The organism is Flintibacter muris, from assembly GCF_943192995.1.
GTDB lineage: Bacteria > Bacillota > Clostridia > Oscillospirales > Oscillospiraceae > Lawsonibacter > Lawsonibacter muris.
Map to the genome: position 1 here is coordinate 203,209 of NZ_CALPCP010000003.1, position 22,181 is coordinate 225,389.

Annotated in this window: 24 protein-coding genes, 1 pseudogene and 1 riboswitch; of the genes and pseudogenes, 11 read left to right on the plus strand and 14 right to left on the minus strand. The window is 53.9% G+C overall.

What is annotated here, in order from left to right; genetic code table 11:
• The first annotated feature begins 31 nt into the window (after nucleotides 1-31).
• From NFS22_RS04750 to NFS22_RS04780, 7 genes are all read left to right on the plus strand, one after another.
• A complete protein-coding gene (locus NFS22_RS04750; protein ID WP_251316590.1) occupies nucleotides 32-502 on the plus strand; it encodes a S1 RNA-binding domain-containing protein in 471 nt (156 codons plus the stop codon).
• Between the two features lie 67 nt (nucleotides 503-569).
• Nucleotides 570-1,076, plus strand: coding sequence for a GNAT family N-acetyltransferase (locus NFS22_RS04755; RefSeq protein WP_251316591.1), 507 nt, complete (start codon nucleotides 570-572; stop codon nucleotides 1,074-1,076).
• 135 nt (nucleotides 1,077-1,211) lie between these two features.
• Entirely contained in the window at nucleotides 1,212-1,715 is a 504-nt protein-coding gene (locus NFS22_RS04760) for an SF0329 family protein (protein WP_251316592.1), read from the plus strand.
• Nucleotides 1,699-2,094, plus strand: a complete 396-nt coding sequence (locus tag NFS22_RS04765) for a DUF3795 domain-containing protein (protein ID WP_251316593.1) — start codon at nucleotides 1,699-1,701, stop codon at nucleotides 2,092-2,094. The genes NFS22_RS04760 and NFS22_RS04765 overlap by 17 nt, the downstream gene beginning before the upstream one ends.
• Nucleotides 2,095-2,113: 19 nt before the next feature.
• The gene (locus NFS22_RS04770) at nucleotides 2,114-3,268 is read left to right on the plus strand and encodes an amidohydrolase (protein WP_251316594.1); all 1,155 of its coding nucleotides are present in this window, start codon (nucleotides 2,114-2,116) and stop codon (nucleotides 3,266-3,268) included.
• A 116-nt stretch (nucleotides 3,269-3,384) separates the two neighbouring features.
• Nucleotides 3,385-3,933 (plus strand): ribosome hibernation-promoting factor, HPF/YfiA family, encoded by a 549-nt coding sequence (gene hpf, locus NFS22_RS04775; RefSeq protein WP_251316595.1) that lies wholly within the window; start codon nucleotides 3,385-3,387, stop codon nucleotides 3,931-3,933.
• A gap of 225 nt (nucleotides 3,934-4,158) precedes the next feature.
• Nucleotides 4,159-5,151, plus strand: coding sequence for a biotin--[acetyl-CoA-carboxylase] ligase (locus tag NFS22_RS04780; protein WP_251316596.1), 993 nt, complete (start codon nucleotides 4,159-4,161; stop codon nucleotides 5,149-5,151).
• 33 nt (nucleotides 5,152-5,184) lie between these two features.
• On the opposite strand, the gene NFS22_RS04785 is transcribed toward NFS22_RS04780, so the two are convergent.
• The 3 genes from NFS22_RS04785 to NFS22_RS04795 all read right to left on the minus strand — a co-directional run bounded on the left by NFS22_RS04785 (nucleotide 5,185) and on the right by NFS22_RS04795 (nucleotide 7,584).
• The gene (locus NFS22_RS04785; protein ID WP_251316597.1) at nucleotides 5,185-5,739 is read right to left on the minus strand and encodes an SMI1/KNR4 family protein; all 555 of its coding nucleotides are present in this window, start codon (nucleotides 5,737-5,739) and stop codon (nucleotides 5,185-5,187) included.
• Nucleotides 5,740-6,666 (minus strand): alpha/beta hydrolase, encoded by a 927-nt coding sequence (locus NFS22_RS04790; RefSeq protein WP_251316598.1) that lies wholly within the window; start codon nucleotides 6,664-6,666, stop codon nucleotides 5,740-5,742.
• Between the two features lie 63 nt (nucleotides 6,667-6,729).
• Nucleotides 6,730-7,584 (minus strand): hypothetical protein, encoded by an 855-nt coding sequence (locus NFS22_RS04795; RefSeq protein WP_251316599.1) that lies wholly within the window; start codon nucleotides 7,582-7,584, stop codon nucleotides 6,730-6,732.
• Between the two features lie 451 nt (nucleotides 7,585-8,035).
• On the opposite strand from NFS22_RS04795, the gene NFS22_RS04800 reads away from it, so the two are divergent.
• Both NFS22_RS04800 and NFS22_RS04805 read left to right on the plus strand, forming a co-directional pair.
• A complete protein-coding gene (locus NFS22_RS04800; RefSeq protein WP_251316600.1) occupies nucleotides 8,036-8,449 on the plus strand; it encodes a PaaI family thioesterase in 414 nt (137 codons plus the stop codon).
• Between the two features lie 71 nt (nucleotides 8,450-8,520).
• Nucleotides 8,521-8,688: riboswitch (Lysine riboswitch) on the plus strand.
• 120 nt (nucleotides 8,689-8,808) lie between these two features.
• The gene (locus tag NFS22_RS04805) at nucleotides 8,809-10,560 is read left to right on the plus strand and encodes a Na+/H+ antiporter NhaC family protein (protein ID WP_251316601.1); all 1,752 of its coding nucleotides are present in this window, start codon (nucleotides 8,809-8,811) and stop codon (nucleotides 10,558-10,560) included.
• A 125-nt stretch (nucleotides 10,561-10,685) separates the two neighbouring features.
• On the opposite strand, the gene NFS22_RS04810 is transcribed toward NFS22_RS04805, so the two are convergent.
• Nucleotides 10,686-12,068 carry a sodium-dependent transporter gene (locus NFS22_RS04810; RefSeq protein WP_251316602.1) on the minus strand — a complete coding sequence of 461 codons (1,383 nt, stop codon included), beginning with the start codon at nucleotides 12,066-12,068 and terminating at the stop codon, nucleotides 10,686-10,688.
• Between the two features lie 388 nt (nucleotides 12,069-12,456).
• On the opposite strand from NFS22_RS04810, the gene NFS22_RS04815 reads away from it, so the two are divergent.
• Entirely contained in the window at nucleotides 12,457-13,722 is a 1,266-nt protein-coding gene (locus tag NFS22_RS04815; protein ID WP_251316603.1) for a putative DNA modification/repair radical SAM protein, read from the plus strand.
• A gap of 181 nt (nucleotides 13,723-13,903) precedes the next feature.
• Complete coding sequence (locus NFS22_RS04820) at nucleotides 13,904-14,707, plus strand: TIGR03915 family putative DNA repair protein (protein ID WP_251316604.1); 804 nt, start codon at nucleotides 13,904-13,906, stop codon at nucleotides 14,705-14,707.
• A gap of 10 nt (nucleotides 14,708-14,717) precedes the next feature.
• On the opposite strand, the pseudogene NFS22_RS23680 reads toward NFS22_RS04820, so the two are convergent.
• The 10 genes and pseudogenes from NFS22_RS23680 to NFS22_RS04870 all read right to left on the minus strand — a co-directional run.
• Nucleotides 14,718-14,837 (minus strand): annotated as a pseudogene (locus NFS22_RS23680) (MptD family putative ECF transporter S component); the annotation flags it as partial.
• A gap of 409 nt (nucleotides 14,838-15,246) precedes the next feature.
• Nucleotides 15,247-15,450, minus strand: a complete 204-nt coding sequence (locus NFS22_RS04830) for a helix-turn-helix domain-containing protein (RefSeq protein ID WP_151848940.1) — start codon at nucleotides 15,448-15,450, stop codon at nucleotides 15,247-15,249.
• Nucleotides 15,422-15,880, minus strand: coding sequence for an RNA polymerase sigma factor (locus NFS22_RS04835; protein WP_251316605.1), 459 nt, complete (start codon nucleotides 15,878-15,880; stop codon nucleotides 15,422-15,424). Before NFS22_RS04835 ends, NFS22_RS04830 begins: the two co-directional genes overlap by 29 nt.
• A gap of 347 nt (nucleotides 15,881-16,227) precedes the next feature.
• Nucleotides 16,228-17,421, minus strand: a complete 1,194-nt coding sequence (locus NFS22_RS04840) for a tyrosine-type recombinase/integrase (RefSeq protein WP_251316606.1) — start codon at nucleotides 17,419-17,421, stop codon at nucleotides 16,228-16,230.
• 88 nt (nucleotides 17,422-17,509) lie between these two features.
• Nucleotides 17,510-17,713, minus strand: a complete 204-nt coding sequence (locus NFS22_RS04845; protein WP_016220868.1) for an excisionase — start codon at nucleotides 17,711-17,713, stop codon at nucleotides 17,510-17,512.
• 506 nt (nucleotides 17,714-18,219) lie between these two features.
• Entirely contained in the window at nucleotides 18,220-18,459 is a 240-nt protein-coding gene (locus NFS22_RS04850) for a helix-turn-helix domain-containing protein (protein WP_251316607.1), read from the minus strand.
• Nucleotides 18,446-18,880, minus strand: coding sequence for a sigma-70 family RNA polymerase sigma factor (locus NFS22_RS04855; RefSeq protein WP_251316608.1), 435 nt, complete (start codon nucleotides 18,878-18,880; stop codon nucleotides 18,446-18,448). Before NFS22_RS04855 ends, NFS22_RS04850 begins: the two co-directional genes overlap by 14 nt.
• Before the next feature lie 542 nt (nucleotides 18,881-19,422).
• Nucleotides 19,423-21,108 (minus strand): ABC transporter ATP-binding protein, encoded by a 1,686-nt coding sequence (locus NFS22_RS04860; RefSeq protein WP_251316609.1) that lies wholly within the window; start codon nucleotides 21,106-21,108, stop codon nucleotides 19,423-19,425.
• A gap of 14 nt (nucleotides 21,109-21,122) precedes the next feature.
• Nucleotides 21,123-21,362 carry a hypothetical protein gene (locus tag NFS22_RS04865; RefSeq protein WP_251316610.1) on the minus strand — a complete coding sequence of 80 codons (240 nt, stop codon included), beginning with the start codon at nucleotides 21,360-21,362 and terminating at the stop codon, nucleotides 21,123-21,125.
• Between the two features lie 109 nt (nucleotides 21,363-21,471).
• A complete protein-coding gene (locus NFS22_RS04870; protein WP_120421180.1) occupies nucleotides 21,472-22,119 on the minus strand; it encodes a TetR/AcrR family transcriptional regulator in 648 nt (215 codons plus the stop codon).
• Nucleotides 22,120-22,181 lie beyond the last annotated feature (62 nt).

Sequence of the window (22,181 nt, forward strand, 5' to 3'; positions counted from 1 at the left end):
GCAAATTATACAAGGGAGGATTTGGCCTTCAATGGAGTTAGGTGTAGGGACCATCGTGGATGGCAAGGTGACAGGTATCACAAAGTTTGGGGCCTTTGTGGCTCTGCCGGAGGGGAAATCCGGTCTGGTCCATATTTCGGAGATCGCCTATTCCTATGTGAATGAGGTGAGCGACCATCTGCACGAGGGGCAGGAGGTCAGGGTGAAGATTATCGGGATTGACCAGGCCAAGCGGATCAATCTGTCCATCAAGCAGGTGGAGCCCCCGCCCCAGCGCCCCCCCAGACAGGGTGGCCCCCGTCAGGGCGGCGGAAGCCGTCCCCCCAGACAGGGCGGAGGTTCCTCCCGCCCCATGGGCTTTGTCCACCAGGCCCCCAAGGAGCCTACCGACTTTGAGGACCGGCTCAAGCAGTTTATGCAGTCCTCCGACAGCAAGCTGTCAGAGCTGCGGTACATTGAAAAGAAGGGCGGCAACCGCCGGGGCGGCGGCGGACGCCGGTAGCGTGTATAGTGAAGTGGGGGCCGTCTGCGGACGGCCCCTGTTTGTTTTGTTGTGTGAGGTGACCGACATGGATTGCATGATTCGCAAGTGGAGGATTTCGGACCGGGAGCGTCTGGCCGAGATGCTCAACAACCCCAAGGTGCTGGACAACCTGCGGGACGGCCTGCCCTGCCCCTACACTCCGGAAGACGGGGAGGAGTATATCCGCTCCATGTTGGCGGCAGACGAAACAAAGACCTTCGCCTTCGCCATCACTGTGGACGACGCGGTGATCGGCAGCATCGGCGTGTTCCGGGGGGAAAATATCCACTCCCGCACCGCCGAGCTGGGCTACTACATCGGCGAGCCCTACTGGGGAAAGGGGTATGCTGCCAGCGCGGTGAAGCAGGTATGCCGGTATGTTTTTGACCACTCCGACATACTCCGGATCTTTGCCGAGCCCTTCGCTTATAACGCGGCCTCCCGCCGGGTGCTGGAGAAGGCGGGCTTTCAGCTGGAGGGCACCCTGCGCAGCAACGCGGTGAAAAACGGGAAAGTGCTGGACATGACCATGTACGCCCTGGTGCGGGAATAAAAAAGACGCCCCATTCGGAGCGCCCATGTGCGGGGAGAGACTCGCACAAAGCATATTGGTCGAGCTGGGACAAGTCTACCATAATTTGGAAATCAAGTCAATGGGAACCTTTGTCGGTTTTTGGAGGTCTGATCTATGCCCACCTGGAGCGGCACAAGAAAAAAACTGGAAGAAGACTACCTCTGTCCCGCCCTGCGGGGCCGGGTGCGGTACTTCGCCACCACCTACCGGGAGAGCCACGACCAGGAGGGCCGGGCTGCGATCCTGGTGGACGGGGTGGAGATACTCAAGAGCAATTATTATGATTATGATGGTACATTTTGGAGCATGTATTACCGCTCTGAAGAGGAGCCCAGCGCCATCCAACAGACCGTTCTGGACCAGGGTCTGTTTGACCAGTACGTCTTTTACAACGCCTTTCATGAGTTTGACAACCAGAGCATTGAGGCCAGCCTGACCAGCAGGACACCCCTTGTCCGCGTCTTTGCCCTGCTGGACCGCCGGGTGGGCAAGCGGCGGCTGGCTGCACTGGAGGACACGATGGAACAAGAGCTGGACTGGGTGTGTCCCTTCTACCGCCTGCGCATGGAGGCGGAGGGGCTGAAATTTGGAGGTAATCGCAATGAAACGGATTCCTGATGAGGCGTGTGCGTCCATCTGCGGCCTGTTTTGCGGGGCGTGTCCGTCGTTTCCCGAGGAATGTCACGGCTGCTTTTCGGATTTGGTGCGCGAGGGATGCAGGGGCTGTGCCGACCATGGTTTTTTGGACTGTGCCGCAAGCCACCATATTACGCGCTGCTATGAATGCGAGGAATTTCCCTGTGTGAAGCTGAGAGAGTTCAGCACTAAACCGGTTATCAATGGGATTTGCAATCACGCAAATGTGATTCCGGATTCTTTGCGGATGAAAGAAATTGGAGTTGCCCAATGGATTTGTGAGAAAATTGCAGAACACAAATGTCCCAAGTGCGGCAGATTGAGAAACTGGTTTGAAATGGGGACTCATAGCTGTGATTAAACCATAGAAGGAGAATGATATGCTTATCGTCAACGGAACAGTCCACACCATGGACAGCCCGATTATTGAAAACGGCTATGTGGCCGTCACAGGGAGCAAAATTGCAAAGGTGGGGCCCATGAAGGAGTGTCCCTCGAGTTGGGAGGGAGAGATTATCGACGCCCAGGGGGGGCATATCTGCCCAGGCTTTATCGACGCCCACTGCCATCTGGGGATGTTCGGCGACGCGATCGGCTTTGAGAGCGACGACGGCAACGAGGAGACCGACCCCTGCACCCCTCAGCTGAGGGCCATCGACGCCATCAACCCCCTGGACCGCTGCTTTTCCGAGGCCCGGGCGGCGGGGGTGACCACCGTTCTCACCGGGCCCGGGTCGGCCAACCCCATTGCCGGGCAGTTTGCCGCCGTTAAGACGGACGGCCGCTGGGTGGACGCTATGGTGGTACAGGCCCCGGTGTCTATGAAGCTGGCTTTGGGGGAGAACCCCAAGCAGGTCTACCACCACCGGGATGAGACCCCCATCACCCGTATGGCTACCGCCGCCATCATCCGGGAAAATCTGCGCAAGGCGGTGGAGTATGGCGAAAAGCTGAACAAGGCCGCCCAGGACGAGGACACCGATCCGCCTGACTACGACGCCAAGCTGGAGGCCCTGCTCCCGGTGGTACGGGGGGAGCTGCCCATCCACATCCACGCCCATCGGGCGGACGATATCGCCACCGGAGTACGTATTGCAAAGGAATTTGACCTGAAGTGCGTTATTGTCCACGGCACCGAGGGCCATCTGATCCCGGAGCTGCTGGCCCGGGAGGGCATCCCCGTCATCACCGGCCCCGCCCTGGGGGACCGCTCCAAGCCGGAGCTGGCCAACATGACACTGGAAAATCCAGCGGTTCTCCACCGGGCGGGGGTCCCCTTCGCCATCTGTACCGACCACCCGGAGGTGCCCATCCAGTACCTGCCCCTGTGCGCCGCCCTGGCCGTGAAGGGCGGTCTGGACGAGGAGACGGCCCTGGCCGCCATCACCGTCAACGCCGCCAAAATCGCCAGGCTGGACGGAACGCTGGGCTCCCTCACCCCCGGCAAGGAGGCGGACATTACAATCACCAGCCGCCACCCCCTGGAGTTGCTGGGAGAGGTGAGGGCCGTTCTCATTGGCGGCCAAAGAGTTTAGAAAATTTTAACAAAAACCAGTGGACTTTCCGACTCTTTGTGGTATAATAAGGATAACCGGAGGGGATATCACCCATTCCGGCCTATACCAGCCCTCTGGGCGAAAGGAGCGATTCGATGAAATTCGTATTTACGGACAAAAAGGTGACCCTGCCCGATTCCGTACACAAGTACGCCGAGAAAAAGGTGGGTAAGCTGGACCGTTTCTTTAAGGAGGACGCTACCGCCGCTATCACGTTCAGCGTAGAGAAGGAGCGGAACAACAAGGTGGAAATCACCATCCGCTCCAGCGGCACCATCTTCCGGGTTTCCGAGAGCACCTCCGATATGCACGCCTCCATTGATGCCGCTGTCACCACCCTGGAGCGTCAGATCCGCAAGAACAAGACCCGCCTGGAGAAGCGGCTGCGTCAGGGTGCCTTTGAGCGGGCGGTGGAGGTCGAGGTATCCACCTTCGCCCCCGAGGAGCCGGAGGAGGGCGAGTACCGCATTGTCCGCAGCAAGACCTTCCCCATCAAGCCCATGACCAGGGACGAGGCTATTTTGCAGATGAACCTGGTGGGCCACAGCTTCTTCGCCTTCCGGGATGAGGAGGCGGACGGGGCCTTTGCCGTGGTCTACCGCCGCAACGACGGGGACTACGGCCTGATCCAGGATGAGCAGTAACCCCAATGAATAAGAAGGGTTGCGGGATGCCAGCCGAAAATGAAAGAAAAGATGTTTAAAAGGCCATGGCATACGATTTACTCAAGATCTTCAAAGAAAACCCTGGAAAAGCATACCAATATGAGCAGTTGGAGGCGTTGATTGACGCCTATATCTCCGGAATAAATCAGTAACAGACAACAGGGCCGGGCATCTGCCCGGCCCTTGCCAAAGGAGGAAGCGTCCATGAGCCGGGAACGAGTTTTGGCCCTGCTGCGGGAGCGGCAGGGGGAGTATCTGTCCGGGGAGGCCATGAGCAAGACCCTGGGCATCAGCCGGGCCGGGGTGTGGAAGGCCATTGAGGGCCTGCGTCAGGAGGGGTACACCATTTCCTCCGCCCCCAACCGGGGCTACTGTTTGGAGGACGCCCCCGACCGTCTGCGGGTGGGGGAGCTGTTTGGGCTGCTGTCCGACGCGAAAATCGGCTCCCAGCTGGCCTGCATGGACGTGATCGACTCCACCAACACCGAGTGCAAGCGCCGGGCCATGGACGGGGCTCCCGAGGGTCTGGTGGTCACCGCCGAGGAGCAGACCGGGGGCCGTGGCCGCCGGGGCCGGGGGTTCCAGTCCCCCCGGGGCAAGGGGCTGTATCTGTCCGCCCTGTTCCGCCCGAATCTGGAACCTGCCCAGGTTTCTGACTTTACCGCCTGGGTGGCGGTGGCGGTGTGCGATGGCATTGAGGCCTGCTGCGGCCTCCGCCCCCAAATCAAGTGGACCAACGACATTGTAGTAAACGGCAAAAAGCTGGTGGGCATCCTCACCGAGCTGAACATTGAAAGCGAGACCAACGCCCTGGACTATATGGTCACCGGTATCGGCATCAATGTAAACCATGAGCCTGAGGATTTTTCCCCGGAAATAAGGGACATGGCTACTTCCCTGTCCCAGATTCTGGGCCGGACTGTGCGCCGTTCGGAACTGGCCGCTCAGGTCATCCTGGCGCTGGACCGGATGTACGCCGCCTACCCGGAGGACCGGGCCGAATATCTGGCAAAGTACCGGGCGGACTGCGTCACCACCGGCCATCAGGTCCAGCTTATCACCCCAACCGCCCGCCGTCAGGCCTTCGCCCTGGAGATCGACGAAAACTTTAACCTGGTGGTAGAGCTGTACAACGGCAAAAAGGAGACCATCTGCGCCGGAGAGGTATCCGTCCGGGGGATGTATGGGTATGTTTGAGAAAAAGCCGCTCGTAAGAGCGGCTTTTTCAGGTCAAGTTTGAAAACCAGTTAAATGTCCTTCCAACCAATCTAAAAAAGTCGCTGTACCCAGGCGGTCATAGCTTCCCAGACCACGGCAGGAGTTATAATTCAGCGTCCAGATTTGCTCCCTGGCGGCACCATTGACGACCAGAAAAACGGTTTGCTCCAGCGGAAGATTCCGTTTCTTTTCAACGGTAAGAGTAAGACAGCCGCATTGAACACGCTCCCGCAGTCCGTCTGGGTCGGCGGATATGTTATATTGATATTGCGGCTCTGCCTCTGGATGCCGGCACTGATCGGTGTGAAAAAACCAAGGGGCATCCAAGGGAAAACGCTGGCCAATCCGGTTGGAGCCGCTGTACTCCAGGGGATACATCAGCCTTCCAGGCACAACCTTTGATGCATCATAGCCGTTTCCCACTGTTGTGATAAACCAGATATACTCCCGGGGCAGTGTGATGTGGTATTGCCTCTCAAATTGACGGACCGCGTCCAGCGCGGCGGTTGGATTCAGCCGGACGCGCCCTTTTTGGAGCAGTTTTATAATTTCTTCCTGCTGCTTCATCTATGTCAGCTTACTTTCCAGCCAGGCCAGCAGGTCGTTGAAGACCTCCTGGCGGTTGATCTCGTTGAACATCTCGTGGCGGCCGCCGGGGTAGAGCTTTACAGTCACATCCCTGCATCCGGCGGAACGGAACATTTTTTCCACCTTCCATACTCCCTCACCCATGGAGCCCACCGGGTCGTGGTCGCCGGACAGGAAATAGACGGGGGTATCCCGGTTCATTTTAGACAGATTCTGCCTGTCGGCAATAAACTGCAAACCGCCCATCATGTCCCGAAACATGGCCACTGTGGGCATAAAATTGCAAAGCGGGTCGGCCAGGGCGATATCCACCTGGGCCTCGTCCCGGCTGAGCCAGTCGGAGGGGGTGCGGTTGGGTTTGAAGGCCCGGTTATAGGCCCCCAGGGACAGATCGTTGACCAGCTTGCTCACATGGTCGGGGCCCCGGAGCCTGCACAGAGTGCCGGCCAGAGCCTTCCCCGAGGCCACGGCGGCAGCGGGCTCCTGGCCCGTGCCGGACAAAACGGCGGCGTCCACTGTCCCCGGCCAGCGGATCAGATAGGTCCGGGTGAGGAAGGAGCCCATGGAGTGGCCCAGGATGACGTAGGGCAGGGAGGGGTGCTTCTCCCCCTCCAGCTTCCGCAGGCGGCGGATATCCCCGCAAACCAGGTTCCAGCCCTGTTTGGGGCCAAAGTAGCCGAACTTGCCCCCGGCGGTAAGGCCGTGGCCCAGGTGGTCCTCACCGCACACCAGATAGCCGTGGGAGGCCAGAAAGCGGGCCACAGGGTCGTACCGGCCAATGTGCTCCGCTACCCCATGGACGATCTGTACCACACCTCGGGGAGTACCCTCCGGCACCCACTCCCGGGCGTGGACGGTGTGGATGCCGTCACAGGAAGGATAGGACAGGTCAAAGGTCTGGATCATAGCGCACCTCATTTCCGCTCTGGAGAGCGTTTTCCTTAGTGTAACCCAGAAGGCGGGATCAAGTCAAGCCATCTGTTCCAGTAACGACCGGATGGTTCCGGCGTGGAAGGAGCCCTCCTGAGCCAGCTCCAAGTAGAGCTCCTTCAGGCAGGGGTCGGTGGTGGACTGGGCCCCCTGGCTGTTCTTCTGCTCCCACTGCTGCTCCCACAGGAATTGCTGGCGCAGGGCCAGGGGCAGAGAGGCGGGCAGCTTGAGGGCCTCGCATTTAGGGGTATACCGTTTGGCGGTGATGAGGAAATAGGCGGCGGACAGCCTGCGGAAGGCGGAGCGGTGGTCCCGTGCCAGGGCGGACAGGGCTTTGGCGCAGGCGCCGCTGGCCCGGCGGGCCATGGCTCTTCCGGCGGCGGCCCCGGTACAGGCCAAAGTCATCAGCTCCTCCAGCGGCTGGCTGTCCCCTTGGGAGGCCTCGCCCAGACAGAAGGCCGGAGTTTCCGGAACAGGGGCCGTCCTTGCCGCGGACACCGCCCCAAGGGTACGGGGAGATTCCGGACAGGCAGAACACTCCGGACAGGCGGGGCACTGGCTGTCCGGGGGACAGTCAGGCACGGCGGGCAGTGCCGGGCAGTCAGGCTGGTCCGGCGAAGCGGGACAGTCGGGTACTGTGGGCATGGACGGACAGTCCGGGACAGGAGAGAGGGCGGGACATTCGGGCACAGCGGGAAGATTTGCCGCAGCCAGAGGGGCAGAGGCGGGGGGCTGTTCCTCCGCCGGCTGAGTGGGTACAGCGGGGACAGCGGTATCTGGGATGGATGTATTTTCGGCAGCCTGTTCAGGCATCACCCGGTCCCACACCCGCTGAAAGGTGGCCGGGTCAATATTCTGCCCGGCCAGAGCGGGGCGGTCAACTTTCAGTTCCATAATGTAAGACTCCTTTGCTTGCGAAAATCGTGCGGGGAACTATACCATTCTATGCCCTGCTCCCAAAACCGCGACCCCCGGAACTGCGGGAGTGTCCCTTTCGCAGATTTTAGGGGCGGCCTGTGGCCGCCCGCAAAAAAGATGGCGTTTCCTGTAGCAAGCGGGCTGCCACAGGCCGCCCCAACAGATCATGCCAATTCTGATGCTTGCTATAAAGTGCGAAACAGGACACTTCTTATTTCCCAGGAAAATCCATATTGGAACATCCTGCCATATTTGTAGGGCGGGACAACCTCGGCCCGCCGCAGGTTTGCAGCTGTTGCGGACGGTGCGCCGGGGTCGTTGCGCCCTGCAACGCCAAAATTGATTCCCCTTCTTATTTTCCTGGACGGCTTGCCAGTCAGGGAGAAATATGGTACAATTCCTGAGATTTACAAGGAGGTAAGAGGATATGGAAGAGAAAAGTCATCCAATTCCGGACGTGGTCAACCGGCCCAACCAATTTTCTTACGAAAACGGGATTGTGGTCACCCACGTGGAGCCCGGCCTGGCCCGGGGTGTGCTCCGCGCCGGCCCCACCTCTGTCAATCCCCACGGCATGATTCATGGCGGAGCTATGGCCACTCTGGCGGACACGGTGGGGGGCTGCTGCGCCTGCTCCAGGGGCGGGCGGTGCGTTACCAGCTCCAGCTCTATGGAGTTCCTCCGCCCCGCCCAGGGGGACCTGTTCTGCCAGGCCACACCCAAGAAAATGGGCCGGCAGCTGTCGGTGATTCAAATTGTTATCACCGATACCAGGGAGAAAACAGTGGCCACCGGCACCTTTACCTTCTTTATGGCCGGTCCGGAGGGGGAGAAGGGCTGATTTTCCGTCATCTTTCCAGGGATTTGGGCTTGACATCTGTATCAGTTCGTGGTAGGATATGTCCAATTTCATATGAGGATAGAGGCGCGGCGCTCATGCGTACCGCGGGACAAGGCCAGGCAGCCGTCCCACGGGAGAGGGTGCGCCGCCGAAGGTCAAGCGGCCTGCCTGGGCCGTTTTTCCTGGGCCGGGGGATAACATCTCACGGACTGTCACGAAAGTGGAGCGCTATCCAGAGATCCCCGGTCCAGGACTGGGGATGTCCGGTTTTGCCATGGGGCGCGTTCTGCGCACCATGGTTTTTGTTTTGCGCGAACGGGGGTTTGTGTGCCCCCAAACTACATAGGAGGGAATTACATATGACAACCAGAAGAAATTGGGCCGTGAGGGCCATCGTTCTTGTGATGATGCTCCTGGCCATGGCCTGCACCGCCTTTGCCGCCGGAGACCCCACCGAGCTCAGCGGCACCAAGTATATTGAGTGCCCCGACTGCGGCACGCTGGGCATAGTCCTGTCTGACGAAGGGGAGGCCGTCCCCTGCGACACCTGCGCCGACAGCGGCTATGTGGGCTACATTCAGTCCCCCAGTCACTTTTTCAACACCCCCATGGCCCTGCTGCCCCCGGTCATTGCCATTGCTCTGGCCCTGATTACCAAGGAGGTCTACTCCTCATTGTTTATCGGCATTGTGGTGGGCGGACTGCTCTACTCCAACTTCTCCTTTGAGGGCACCGTGCTACACGCCTTTAACGACGGCATTGTGGCCTCCCTGTCCGACAGCTACAACGTGGGTATCCTCATCTTCCTGGTCATTTTGGGCGCTATGGTGTGCCTGATGAACAAGGCGGGGGGCTCCGCCGCCTTCGGCCGCTGGGCCAAGAAGAACATCAAGTCCCGGGCCGGCTCCCAGCTGGCCACCATCCTGCTGGGCTGCCTGATTTTCATTGACGACTACTTCAACTGCCTCACCGTGGGCTCTGTCATGCGGCCCATCACCGACAAGCAGAACGTCTCCCGGGCCAAGCTGGCCTACCTCATTGATGCCACCGCCGCCCCCATCTGCATCATTGCCCCCATCTCCTCCTGGGCCGCCGCCGTGGCCGGCTTCGCCGAGGACGGCCAGGGCCTGAACCTGTTTATCCAGGCCATCCCCTACAACTTCTACGCCCTGCTGACCATTGTTATGATGGTGGGCATGGTGGTGATGAATGTGGAGTTCGGCCCCATGGCCCGCTATGAGAAGAACGCCATTGAGAAGGGCGACCTCTTCTCCGGCTCCAACCCCTACGCCATGCTTGACGACGAGGTGGACGAATCCAGGGGCTCCGTGCTGGACCTGGTGCTGCCCATAGCCGTGCTGGTGGCGGCCTGTATCATTGGCATGATCTACTCCGGCGAGTTCTTTGTGCCGGGAGCGGATGGTTATCATGACTTTGTGGTCGCCTTCTCCAACTCCGACGCCTCCGTGGGCCTGATGCTGGGCTCCGCCTTCGGCCTGCTGTTTGCCTTTGTCTACTACTTCATCCGCCGGTCCATGACCTTCAGGGAGATGATGGGCTGCATTCCCGAGGGCTTTAAGGCTATGGTGCCCGCCATCCTGATCCTTACCTTTGCCTGGTCCCTGAAGGGTATGACCGATTCCCTGGGCGCCAAATTCTTCGTCCGGGACTTCGTCCGCTCCGCCTCCGGAGTCCAGGTGTTCCTGCCCGTGCTCGTCTTCGTGGTGGGCTGTCTGCTGGCCTTCGCCACCGGCACCAGCTGGGGTACCTTCGGTATCCTGATTCCCATTGTCCAGAGCGTGTTTGAGATGAGCAACCCCATGGCCATCATCTGCATTTCCGCCTGTATGGCCGGTGCGGTGTGCGGTGACCACTGTTCCCCCATCTCCGACACCACTATCATGGCCTCCGCCGGTGCCCAGTGTGACCACGTCAACCATGTGTCCACTCAGCTGCCCTACGCCATCTCCTGCGCGGTGATCTCCGGCATCACTTACCTGGTCGCCGGACTGCTGGTGACAGCGGGTCTGCCCGGCCTTATCTCCCTGCCCGTAGGCATTGTGCTGATGGCCGGCTTCCTCTTCTTCGCCAAAAACAACCGTACTGCCTGAGGTCCCACTGAAATAACAGAGGAGCCGCTTCTTTATGAAGCGGCTCCTTCCGTTTTACAGAGCTGAATGGGGTGACAGCAAGCCAAATTTGACGATATATTAGCTTATTTCTGCCCGATCTGCTATTATGAACCAAACTGGTTCCAATACCCCATCACAAAGATAAACAGCACAATGAGGGGCAGGATATAGCTGACATAGAACCGCACCGCTTTGGGAAAGGCCAGGCCGTCGCCGGTGTTGGCCTCGGCCAGGAAGCGGTTCCAGCCCCAGCCCTTTTTGCTGGTGCAGAACAGCAGATAGACCAGTGAGCCCAGAGGCAGGATGTTCTGGGACACCAAAAAGTCCTCAATACCGGACACATCCATCCCCAGTATGGTGAACCCGGACCACAGGTTGGACCCCAGCACGCAGGGCATGGACAGCAGAAATATCCCAATCAGGTTGATCAGCACCGCCTTCTTCCGTGACAGTCCCCATCGGTCCATGGTGAAGGAGATGATATTCTCAAACACAGCGATCACGGTGGACAGGGCGGCGAAGGACAGGAACAGGAAGAACAGTCCGCCCCACAGCCGGCCCATGGGCATGGCGTTGAAGATATTGGGCAGGGTGACAAAGACCAGAGCGGGCCCCTCCCCTGTGGACACACCGAAGGCGGAGCAGGCGGGGAAGATAATCAGACCGGCCACAAAGGCCACGCAGGTGTCCAGCACGCCAATGCGCAGGGCCTCCCCGGCCAGCCGGTGCTCCTTGCCGATATAGCTGCCGAAGATCGCAATGGCCCCAATGCCCAGCGACAGGGTGAAGAAGGCCTGTCCCATGGCGGCGAATACTGCCTCACCCAGAATCCAGTTCCCCTCCCCGTCGTAGACCAGGTTGCGGAAGTTGGGCTTAAGGTAAAATGCCAGCCCTTCCCCGGCTCCAGGGAGCAGGACGGAGTTTACTGCCAGTACCACCATCAGGGCCAGCAGGCAGAGCATCATCACCTTATTCACCCGCTCCACACCGTTGCGCAGCCCCTGGGCGCACACCAGCATGCCAATGGCAATCACAATGGTCATATAGACCGTCATGGTTACCGGCTGGCTGAGCAGTCCGCCGAAAATTCCGGCCACGCCCTCGGCGTCCAGGCCGGTAAAGCTCCCCCGGAGCATTTCCACAAAGTAGTACAGCAGCCACCCGGCGATAACGGTGTAGAACATCATCAGCAGATAGTTGCCCGCAAAGCCCACATAGCTGTACCAGTGCCATTTGGTACCCTTGGGCTCCAGCCGCTGGAAGGACAGGGCGATGCTCCGCTGGCTGCTCCGGCCCACGGCCAGCTCCATCACCATAACGGGCAGACCCAGGATAATCAGGAACAGCAGATACAACAGCACAAAGGCCGCGCCGCCGTATTTCCCCGTGATATAGGGGAAGCGCCACACATTGCCTAAGCCGATGGCGCACCCCGCCGAGATGAGCACAAAGCCCAGGCGGGAGGAAAATGTCTCTCGTTTCTCCATTAACAAAACCAATCTCCTTTGCTATAATGAGCGTAAGAGGGGCGAGCTGGTGGTGCAGGTCACAGGCCCTTCCTCAAGATTTAGAATCTGTAGAAAAGCCGGTTTCCTGACAGGGGGCCGGTTATTTCTTTGTGATATTGAGGATGCCGAACATAACAACGGCGAGCAGGTTAAGTAGTGCTAAGACTTCCAACGCTGACATCTTGTCACCTCCTCGCGGAGGTCGAGCCGTTCCTCTCTTGCCCGAATACTATACCACAAACATGGTGGTTGGGACAAGTCCTCTTTTTCCGGAAAATTCCCCTTGACAGGGGGATTTTTTGCGTTATAATGATAGTACATAAGTTCTATCGAACGTATTTTCGCAATTCAGGAAGGAGGGCCTGCTATGGAGCTGCTGGACAAGCTGAATATTCTGGCCGACGCAGCCAAGTACGACGCGGCCTGCACCTCCAGCGGACTGGACCGCGGGGGACGTCCGGGAACCATTGGAAACACTACCCTGGCTGGCTGCTGCCACTCCTTCTCGGCGGACGGTCGGTGCATCTCTCTGCTCAAGGTGCTTCAGACCAATTTCTGTGTGTACGACTGCCAGTACTGCGTCAACCGGAAGTCAAACGACGTGCCCCGGGCGGCCTTTACTCCGGAGGAGCTGTGTGAGCTTACCATGGGCTTCTACCGGCGCAACTATATCGAGGGGCTGTTTCTCTCCTCGGCGGTCATCCAAAATCCGGACTACACCACCGAGCTGATGATTCAAACCCTGCGCATCCTGCGGGAGAGGCACCGCTTTGGCGGCTATATCCACGCCAAGGCTATCCCAGGCGCGGACCCCCTGCTCACCCGCCGGCTGGGCCTGCTGGCCGACCGGCTGAGCGTGAACATTGAGCTGCCCTCCTCCCCCAGCTTAGCCCTGCTGGCCCCGGACAAGAAAAAAGAGGCCATTCTCACTCCCATGGGCCAGATTCGGGACGGAATTACCGCCTCTAAGGCAGAGGTGGCCGTCTACCGTCACGCCCCCCGGTTTGCCCCGGCGGGACAGTCCACCCAGATGATTGTAGGGGCCACCCCGGAGACAGACCGGCACATCCTCACCCTCACCCAGGCCCTCTACGACCGCTATCAGTTAAAACGGGTGTTCTACTCCGCCTATATGCCGGTGTCCTCCAGTCCTCTGCTCCCTGTGGCGGAGAATTTTAAGCCGCCCCTGCTCCGGGAGCACCGGCTGTACCAGGCCGACTGGCTGCTGCGGTACTACCACTTTCGGGCGGAGGAGATCCTGGACGAGGACCAGCCCGACTTGGACCCCCGCATGGACCCCAAGTGCTGTTGGGCTTTGCGCCACCTGGAGTTCTTCCCTGTAGAGGTCAACCGGGCGGACTACGAGGCTCTGCTCCGGGTGCCCGGCCTGGGGGTGCGGTCGGCCAAGCGGATTCTCAGAGCCAGGCGGGTGGGCCCTCTCACTTTCGAGGGGCTGAAGCGGCTGGGGGTTGTCCTCAAACGGGCCCAGTACTTCCTCACCTGCTCCGGGCGGATGATGGCCGGCCTCCAGGTCAGTGAGGACGGCCTGCTGCGCCACATGGTCTCCCTGGAGGCCCCCGCCCTGGCCGCTCCCATGCCGGAACAGCTGTCCCTGTTTGACGACGCAGGGTAGGGATGCAAAAGCCTCCCTTCGCAAAGGGAGGTGTCATTTGCGAAGCAAATGACAAAGGGTTTTCTCCGATCGAAATGTATCTGCTTTTTATGGAAAACCCCCACCCGCTTCGCGGGAGCCCCCTTTGCGAAGGGGGCCTTTAGCCCTGCGGGGAAACGAAAGTTTTGAGAGGTGTCTCCACATGCCCTGGACCCAAATTTCCTGCCAATATGACGGCACCTATCCCGGTTTTCTCTGCTGCGTGTTTGACTGCTACGTGGCCAGGGAGGAGCCGGTGGAGTTCCACACGCCGGATGACATGTGCTGTTCCCTCTACCCCCTGCGGACGGTGGACACCGACCAGGCCCACGCCCTGCGGGTGTACCGTTCCTTCGCCAAGTTCGGGGCGGAGGGCCAGCGGCTGGCGGTACGGACCTTTCTCACCTGCCTGCCCGACAAGGAGCTGTGGCTGTGGCGGCTGATCCGCATGGGCTACGAGCTGGGGCCCAAGATTGGCAGCTGCCTCACCGACCCCACGGTGGACCGGGTACGCAAAGCGGTGTGGCACTTAGAGCACGAGGCCCATATGTACAAGGGCTTTGCCCGCTTTTCTGAGCTGGACGGGGTGCTGGTGGGGGAAATCGAGCCCAAGAACCGGGTACTTCCCCTGCTGCGGCCCCACTTCTGCTCCCGGTATCCCCAGGAGAACCTTGTCCTTCACGACCGTACCCATTCAGAAGTTCTTCTCCACCGCCCCGGCCCCAGGAGCTGGACCATTATTCCGGTGGACAGCTTCCAAGCCGGCCCCGCCGGGCTGGAGGAGCTGACCTACCGGAAGCTGTGGCGGGCGTTTTACAACACCATCGCCATTGAGGGCCGGTACAACCCCAAATGCCGTATGACCCACATGCCCAAGCGGTACTGGGCCATGATGACCGAGTTCCAGGAGGACTGGGACACCGCTCTGCCTCAGGTTTCCTCCTTGCCCTGTAAAACGGAAACGTGATAGCAGTCAAAAACACGGCTCCCGGTTTCTGTACCTTTGCTGCCATCAGCATATAGGGAATCCTCGCAAACAGCGCAATCGTTCCAGGTATCAAAATCCAACGAATGGGGCAGATGCCGCCGGATACCATGAAACTGTCAATCCTATTTCTCCAGCATAAAAACTCCCCCTATGATAGCTACTCATAAAACAGTATCAAGCAACAAACTGAAATAGGGTAACTGCCATACAGGGTGCAGAAAAAGACAAGTAAGAAGCAATCCGTTTCTTGCCTGTCTTTTTCATTTTGTTACGCAATAGAACGCCGTTTTTGAGGGCATACATACAAAGCCCTTACCCCGTCATTTCAACGCCCGCAAAGCCGCATAAATCAAGAACAAAATACCTCCTACTGCGTAACAATCCCCATAATAAATCGAGGGCGAAAGCAGTCTACTGATTTCGCCCTCTTGACTACCCATAAGCAAAGGCGGGAAAAGCTGTCAAGGGCGCGAAGCGCGAAGTTTACCCTTGACAGCTTTTCCCGTCTTTGCTATCTCCTATCGGTCGAAGCGGAATTTCAATATGGCTTCAACCAATTTTGCCTTTAACCTGTCCTGTGTATCGTCATTGATATGTCCCTTATACATAGACAGGTATTTGATGTGTGCGGTGTAGTGCCGCAATACTGCGTCTACCGCTTCCGGCTCTCCGGCAACAGCTTTTTGGATTACCTCAAAAGGTATCAGCTTTTTGTTCCTCATTTTCCAATCTCTCCCATTCTTTCCGCAACTGTTTCAGCGCGACATTTCTCCGACTGTTTATTGTACTCCTGCAACGTCCGTACAGTCTGCCTATTGCTTCATCACGATAGCCGACAAAATAATACAATAGCAAGGCTTCCCGACGCAATTTCGGCAGTCTTGATAATGCCGTCGCTAACCGTTCATCATCAACAATAACTTCCTTTCCCAACACAAGAAATACAGTCGGCTTGTCCTGCTTTTCAAAATAGCTATCCATAGCAGAAGGCTCAAAATATCTTTCCGACATTAGGTAGTCAAGGGAAACTTCCCGTTCCTCTTTTCGCTTCAAATCCCGCCATGCGTTGATTGCTTCATGGCGTAGTACAATCTTACAGAACGCATTGAACATATATTCGATATGTTCCATGAACTGTTCAGAATATCTCATTTTCTCTCACCCCCTTTCTTCCCAGTAGGGGGCTATTACAACAAAAACCCATGCAGAATATATCTGCATAGGTTCTTGGGTAATATGAGTTATTAAGACATACTAAATGATATGTGTATTCATACTCATATGAATAACTCTTATTAGGAACACGAAAACGCAAGGTTTTTGACGAAAATTTATGGTGAATTTAGATTATCTCTTTAGAAGTTCTTATATGTCGGTATAGCCCGTATTTTCGGGCTTTCCCGGCATTTTAGATATGGGGAGAAGTTCTCATATACTCTCAAAACCTCTTAGGTTTTCCCTCTCAATGGTAGTAAAAGAAGTAGTAAATCCGTCTGCGGCTATGCAATCAGCCGTTCCATTTCAGCCCTTGCGGAAGCGAATGTTGCGTGTGCGTAGTAGTTCAGCGTCATGGTGATATTGGAGTGTCCCATGATATACTGTAACGCTTTCGGGTTCATTCCGGCATTGGCTAAGTTGGTGCAGAACGTATGGCGTAAGGTGTGCGGTGTCATTACTTTGGGTAAGGCTTCCTCATGGCATTTGTTATACTTCTTTGCAAGTCCCCGGAACATGGTAGCATAGCTTATATTTGTTTTAGGGTTGCCGTCCCGGTTGAGGAAAAGGAAATTGCTGTACCCGTCAATGGTGATCGCTTTTGCGCCCCTGCGGTTCTCTAACACGCGCCCCAACGCTTCATACACTTTTTCACTCATTGGAATCTGTCTGATACCGCTCTGCGTTTTGGGCTTCTCTATGTAGTACCCGGTTTCCGCGCTCCGTAAAAGCTGGTGGTCTACATTGATTACCCGGTTTTCAAAGTCAAGGTCGGTTACAGTCAGCCCGCAGAGTTCGGAAATCCGAAGCCCTGTCCCAAGCAGTATGATAACCTCGTCACGGTATTTCTGATAGACGCTATCACTTTGCATAAAGGATAAAAGGCTTTCTTCCTGTTCCGCTGTGAGGGGTACTTTCGGCTCTGTGTCGTCCTCGATCACGGTGTTAAGCTGGAAGTCAAAGGGGTTTTTCCTTATACAGTCGTCCTGTATCGCCGTATAGAACGCAGCTTTTAAGGATCGCTTGTCGTTGCTTATGGTCTTATAGGATATTCCCTTTTCTTTCATGCGTAACGCCCATTCTTTCGCGTCGGACAGCTTCACACTGTCAATAGGGCAGGAACCAAGTTTATCCGCTTCCAGCAGCTTCATAAGCCGCTTGCGTCCCTGTGTGGTGTTGTACCGAACATTTCCCCGGTGGCGGGTCTGCTTTGCGTAAAGCTCGCATACCGTCATTTTTTTACCGATTGTGTCTATCCCGTCGTCAAGGTCTTTCTGTATCTCTTTTTCCTTTTCTCTAAGGGATATGTCGTCACGTTTCCCGGCTGGGGTCTTGTCCGTAGGTACTAACTTCCAAGCGTAGACAAATTGCACTTTGCCAAAAGTATCAGTATATTTATAAGCATATCTCCCGTCTTTTCTCTGGCTCTCTCCCGAACGCAAAATGCGGTTTCTATTATCACGTCTTTTCTCCGACATTGTTTTGCTCCTTTCCGTGTCGGAAAGAGCCTTGATATGCCTATATCTATTATAGCATATTCAAGGCTCCTTTTCACTATCTTTTTTGCTAAATTGCGTCCAGTGTGTCAATGACTTTTTCAAACTGTTTCCTCTTGATCTGAATACGGTTGCCGTTCAAGATTACCCAGCCCGCCGTAGGGTTTTCCTCTGCAAGTTTCCGCAGCTTGTTTTCACCAATGCGGAAATATTTTGACGCTTCCTCAATAGTAAGCGTGTATTTTTCCCAAATAGGCACGTCAGCATTATTCATTCTATAAATCCCCCTTTCAAAATGGGTAAATGGTTAATAGTGAAATAAGGCTTTAATCGGACGGTTATTAGCATAACCTCACGGGAGTTTCACCCCTGCATGGTTCTCATGCAGCCCTACCCATTGCCTGCGACGCTCTGAACGCTCGGACTGTGGCGGTAAGGGAGTATCATTATATATTCTGCGCTGTCGTCGCCCGCAAGCTGCTAAACTTGCTCCCCGGCGCGGTGTTGGTCGCTCGGCTGTCCCGGTGAAGAAAAGAAAACCTCTCCGGGATAGTGTCATGGCGCACCCGCCGTATAGCTCGGCGCAAAAGGGACGTACCCGATCTGCCCTATCCTGCGCCGCCGTTATCTTGCGCCGCTTTCTTTGTCAAAGTACAAAATTCAAGAGCTTATCGGCTCACGGAAGCATACCGCGCTGGCGGTATGCCCCGGTGAAACGACAAGCAGCCCATAAGCGGGAACACGGAAAGGGGGACGCGCCCTGCAGGGGATAGCCTGTGTTTAGCCTATGTTAAAGGCAAGTGTGCGGGTAATCAGCCGTACTTGCAGCCTGTTCTTCATTTCCTCATCAACGTAGGAATAAGTGTTGCCCGCGTCGTCTTTCAGCGTCCGGATGCAAAGTGCCGCTATGTAGCCCTCGTAATGCTTCAAGACCGCACACATGGCTTCCGTATCACCGCCCGCCGCCGCTGCAATAACAGGGAACGGCAACAGGGCAGAGGATTTGTTATTTCTGTTCATCTGTTTTTCCCTCCATATACAGTTTGATTTTTTCAAGCGCGGTTTTCCTGTGCCGGAAAATCGTACTGCGTACAACATTCAGCAGCTCGCCTATTTCCTCGTCGCTCATTTCCAAGAAGTAGGACAAAAGGATAATGTCACGCTTCTTTTCGGGCAGGGCTTGCAGGGCTTCGCCAAGCAGCTCATTTTTTACAAGCACATCATAGCCGGAAACTTCAAAGCGGTAATAATCGCTCTCGTATTCGTCCAGCGTATAAAGCTGTGCAAGTTCCGCTTGGCTCATTTCTGAAAAATTCACTTCATGTGCGGCGCGTTTAGACAGCTCCCGGTAACAGCTTCTTGCTTCGCCTTTGAGGACTTTTTTTGCAAGCGTGTCATACTGATGTTGGATTGTTTTCATTTCAGAAGAAGATAGCTCCATAGAGTTCACCTCCTTCCTTCGTGGTGTAAAGGACAAAGGGCTTGTCCTTCCGTCCCCTTTCGCACACTATCCGTATGGAAGAAGGTGTTTTGTTGCGTTTTCCTAATGGCTTTTTTAGAAAAATGAAAAGCGCAAAAAAAGCCCGTCCACAAAAAATGTGAACAGGCAAAATAGCATTGAAAACCGTATTATAATGATTAGACAGTTCATACTTATGGGCGTAATTTTCCCCGGCGGTGGACGGGCTTTTTTTAATGTGTCAATGACCGTCAGATTTTGTCGATACGCTCTGTGCTTCATGGCGGCTACCTCCTTTAGCCGCCGCTTTAACAAAAACCGCGTATTACTTTAGAGGATAAAAGAAACGGCGGCTTTGATCTCTCAAAAGCCGCCGTGTAAGAATAGGCGCATGAAAACCTCTGCTGTACGACGGCTTTTTTTCTTTTGCCGTCGTGCGGCAGATAAATTCTTTTTCAATATATTAAATTCTATTTTAAGAATTTAACAAAGAGTAATAGCAAGAAATCCCTTAAATAAAATTCCTATTTTTTCAGTTGGTAGAAATTATAAAATGCTGCGTTTTTTGCAATAAGTGTTTCAAAGGTGCCATGCTCAATGATTTTTCCGTCTGCCATAAAGATAATTTCATCATAGAGTTCAAGAATATCTTTGCTCATATTGTGAGTAATAGTGAGTAGCGTTAAATCAGATATTGCTAACAATCTGCTTTCAATATCATACGCAGTTTGCATATCAATAGCAGACGTACCCTCGTCTAAAATTAACAGCGGCTTTTTACGAATTAAAGCCCTTGCTACAGCAATTCGTTGTTTTTGCCCGCCGGAAAGGTTATTACCGTTTTCCCCAACATGATATTCAAGTCCGTTTGGTACTTGCTCAATGAAATGCAATAAGCCACTATCAGACAGTGCAGATTGTAATTCTTCTTTGCTGTAATCTTCGTGTAAGCAAATATTGTCTAAAATGCTTTCGTCAAACATATAGACGTTCTGATGAATGACAGACGACAAGGCGGTTATTTTATCAATATCCACAATGGAAAGATTATCTTCATCATACAGAACATCACCTTTGAAATCAGAATAATATCCGGCAATCAGTTTGATAAGCGTAGATTTTCCGCAACCACTTTTACCAACAAAGGCATATTTTTTTCCTTTTTTAATGGATAATGAAATACCGTTTATGACTTCATTTTCTTTATCATAGGAAAAATGCAAATCCTCCACACAAATCATCTCATTGAAAGTAGGGGTTTTTTTTGTATCTGTGTCTTGATTCCGGTAATCTGAAAATTCATTTAACTTCTGTGCAATCGGCTTTATACTCTTGATTTTAGGAATATTACTAAAAATGATTAAAAGCGGATTTGCAAGATTACTGCTAACCTGTACCATGCCTAATAAGGCTCCTGCGCTGATACGTCCGATAATAATGAAATATGCTGAAAGAAAAACAACAACAACTTGAACAAGAAGCGCAAGAACCATAGAAACCGCTTCATTTGCAGCAATCGCTTTGTCAACTGAATATTTTGCTTTTATCGTGTCCTCATTACTTGTTTCAAATCGTGAAAGGACATATTTTTTCATTCGGTACGACTTGATAATTTCAAAGCCGGATAACAGGTCTTTTACATGATTTGTAAAAGAGGATAGCATATCAGAATATTTGTCCTGCCGTTTAGAGAGCAGTCCTCCGAACAGACTGGGGACGATAAGCATAATGGCGATTGCAATAATTACGCATATCGTAACGATAATGTCGAAGTAAATCATTACAGCAAGGGACGCTATGAAAATAATCGTGTATTGAATGACTTGCAGGAGAGGAAGTAAAAAATTGTCCTCAATCATTTTTACATCATTCGTAATCGCAGATAAGTAATCTGCGGTATTGTTTTTGGAGTAATCCTCAATCGTGTGTTTCTCAATTCCTATAAAGGTTTTAGAACGGACAGCTTTCATAATCTTGCAGACAAATTTTTTGCTGAACAAAGATTGTAGGTACATAAATACTCCCATAAGCGCAAAGTAGGCTAAAGAAAAGAGTAGTATTCTGATGAAGCCGTCCATATCGCCCATATCTACAATGTCCATAACCTGTTGCAACAAGATAGCGATAAACACATAGGATAGAGAACTGATAGCAGTAAATAGTGCGGTAAGGAAAAGCAGAAATTTGTATTGTTTTAAGTATCGAATCATATAGCGGTGTCCTCCTATTTTCTGTTGAATATCAAATCACAAACAAGCCCTGTCGCACCCAAAACAAACAGACAAGTAGCTGTTGATTTATAGCCCTTTTCAGATAAATGTGCAGCACCTATCATCAGTCCGATTTCTGCCGCAGCAGATACCGATTTAGATACAATGCGGAATGAACGCTTTTTCCATGCTTCATTTGCAACAGCTTCAATTTTGTTTGTAGCATTTTCGATTTTTTGGTCTAAGTTTGACATAGTATTCTCCTTTCATACATTTAGACGGTATGTATATGCTTAAAAAATAATACCTTACGAACGAATGTAAGATTTGAAAATAAAACTGCCTTTCTCAAGGCAATTTTATTTATTCGCCTACGTTTAAGCGTTCAAAGTAATTCTGTGCCATACCGAAAATTTCATCATCAATAATCGGCAAGTTCATACTATCCAACAGGTATTTGATAAATGCAAACTTTGAAATCAGTTCTTCCGGTGTAGCGGGATAGACAGAGGGAATTAACCAAAAGTTTGTAAGCAAGGGCAAAAGTTCGGATAGTTCTTTTGCATACTCGGTCTGGATAGAACCGTCCTCTATCCCCTCTTGAATAAGCTGTAACCAAAGAGGGGCAATCAATTTTCTATTTGTGTCAGCCAGTTCTGCTAACAAACGGGGGTTTTTCAAAAGGGGAATACTTTGTTTGCCAAGCTCTGTCCTATCAATATCAACATGGTTTAGCTTAATGACTTCTCGCATTTTCTGTAGACCATTCAAGTTCTTCTGCTTCTGAACGGTAACAAACGGGTTATTATCAAAAAAGAGTTTTTCCCCCAATGCGTCGATAATTTCCTCTTTTGATTTGAAATGATGATAGATTGCTCCCTTAGTCAGTCCACCAAGCTCATTTACAATATCCTGTATAGTTGTATTGTCGTACCCTTTTTCCAAGAATAATCGCTGTGATACTTCCAATATCTTCTCAACGGTTACTTCTGGATATTTATTTCGTGCCACACCAATCCTCCTTTCTACTATCATTCGTTTGGTATGTAACCCATAATAACAAGTGAAGCAGA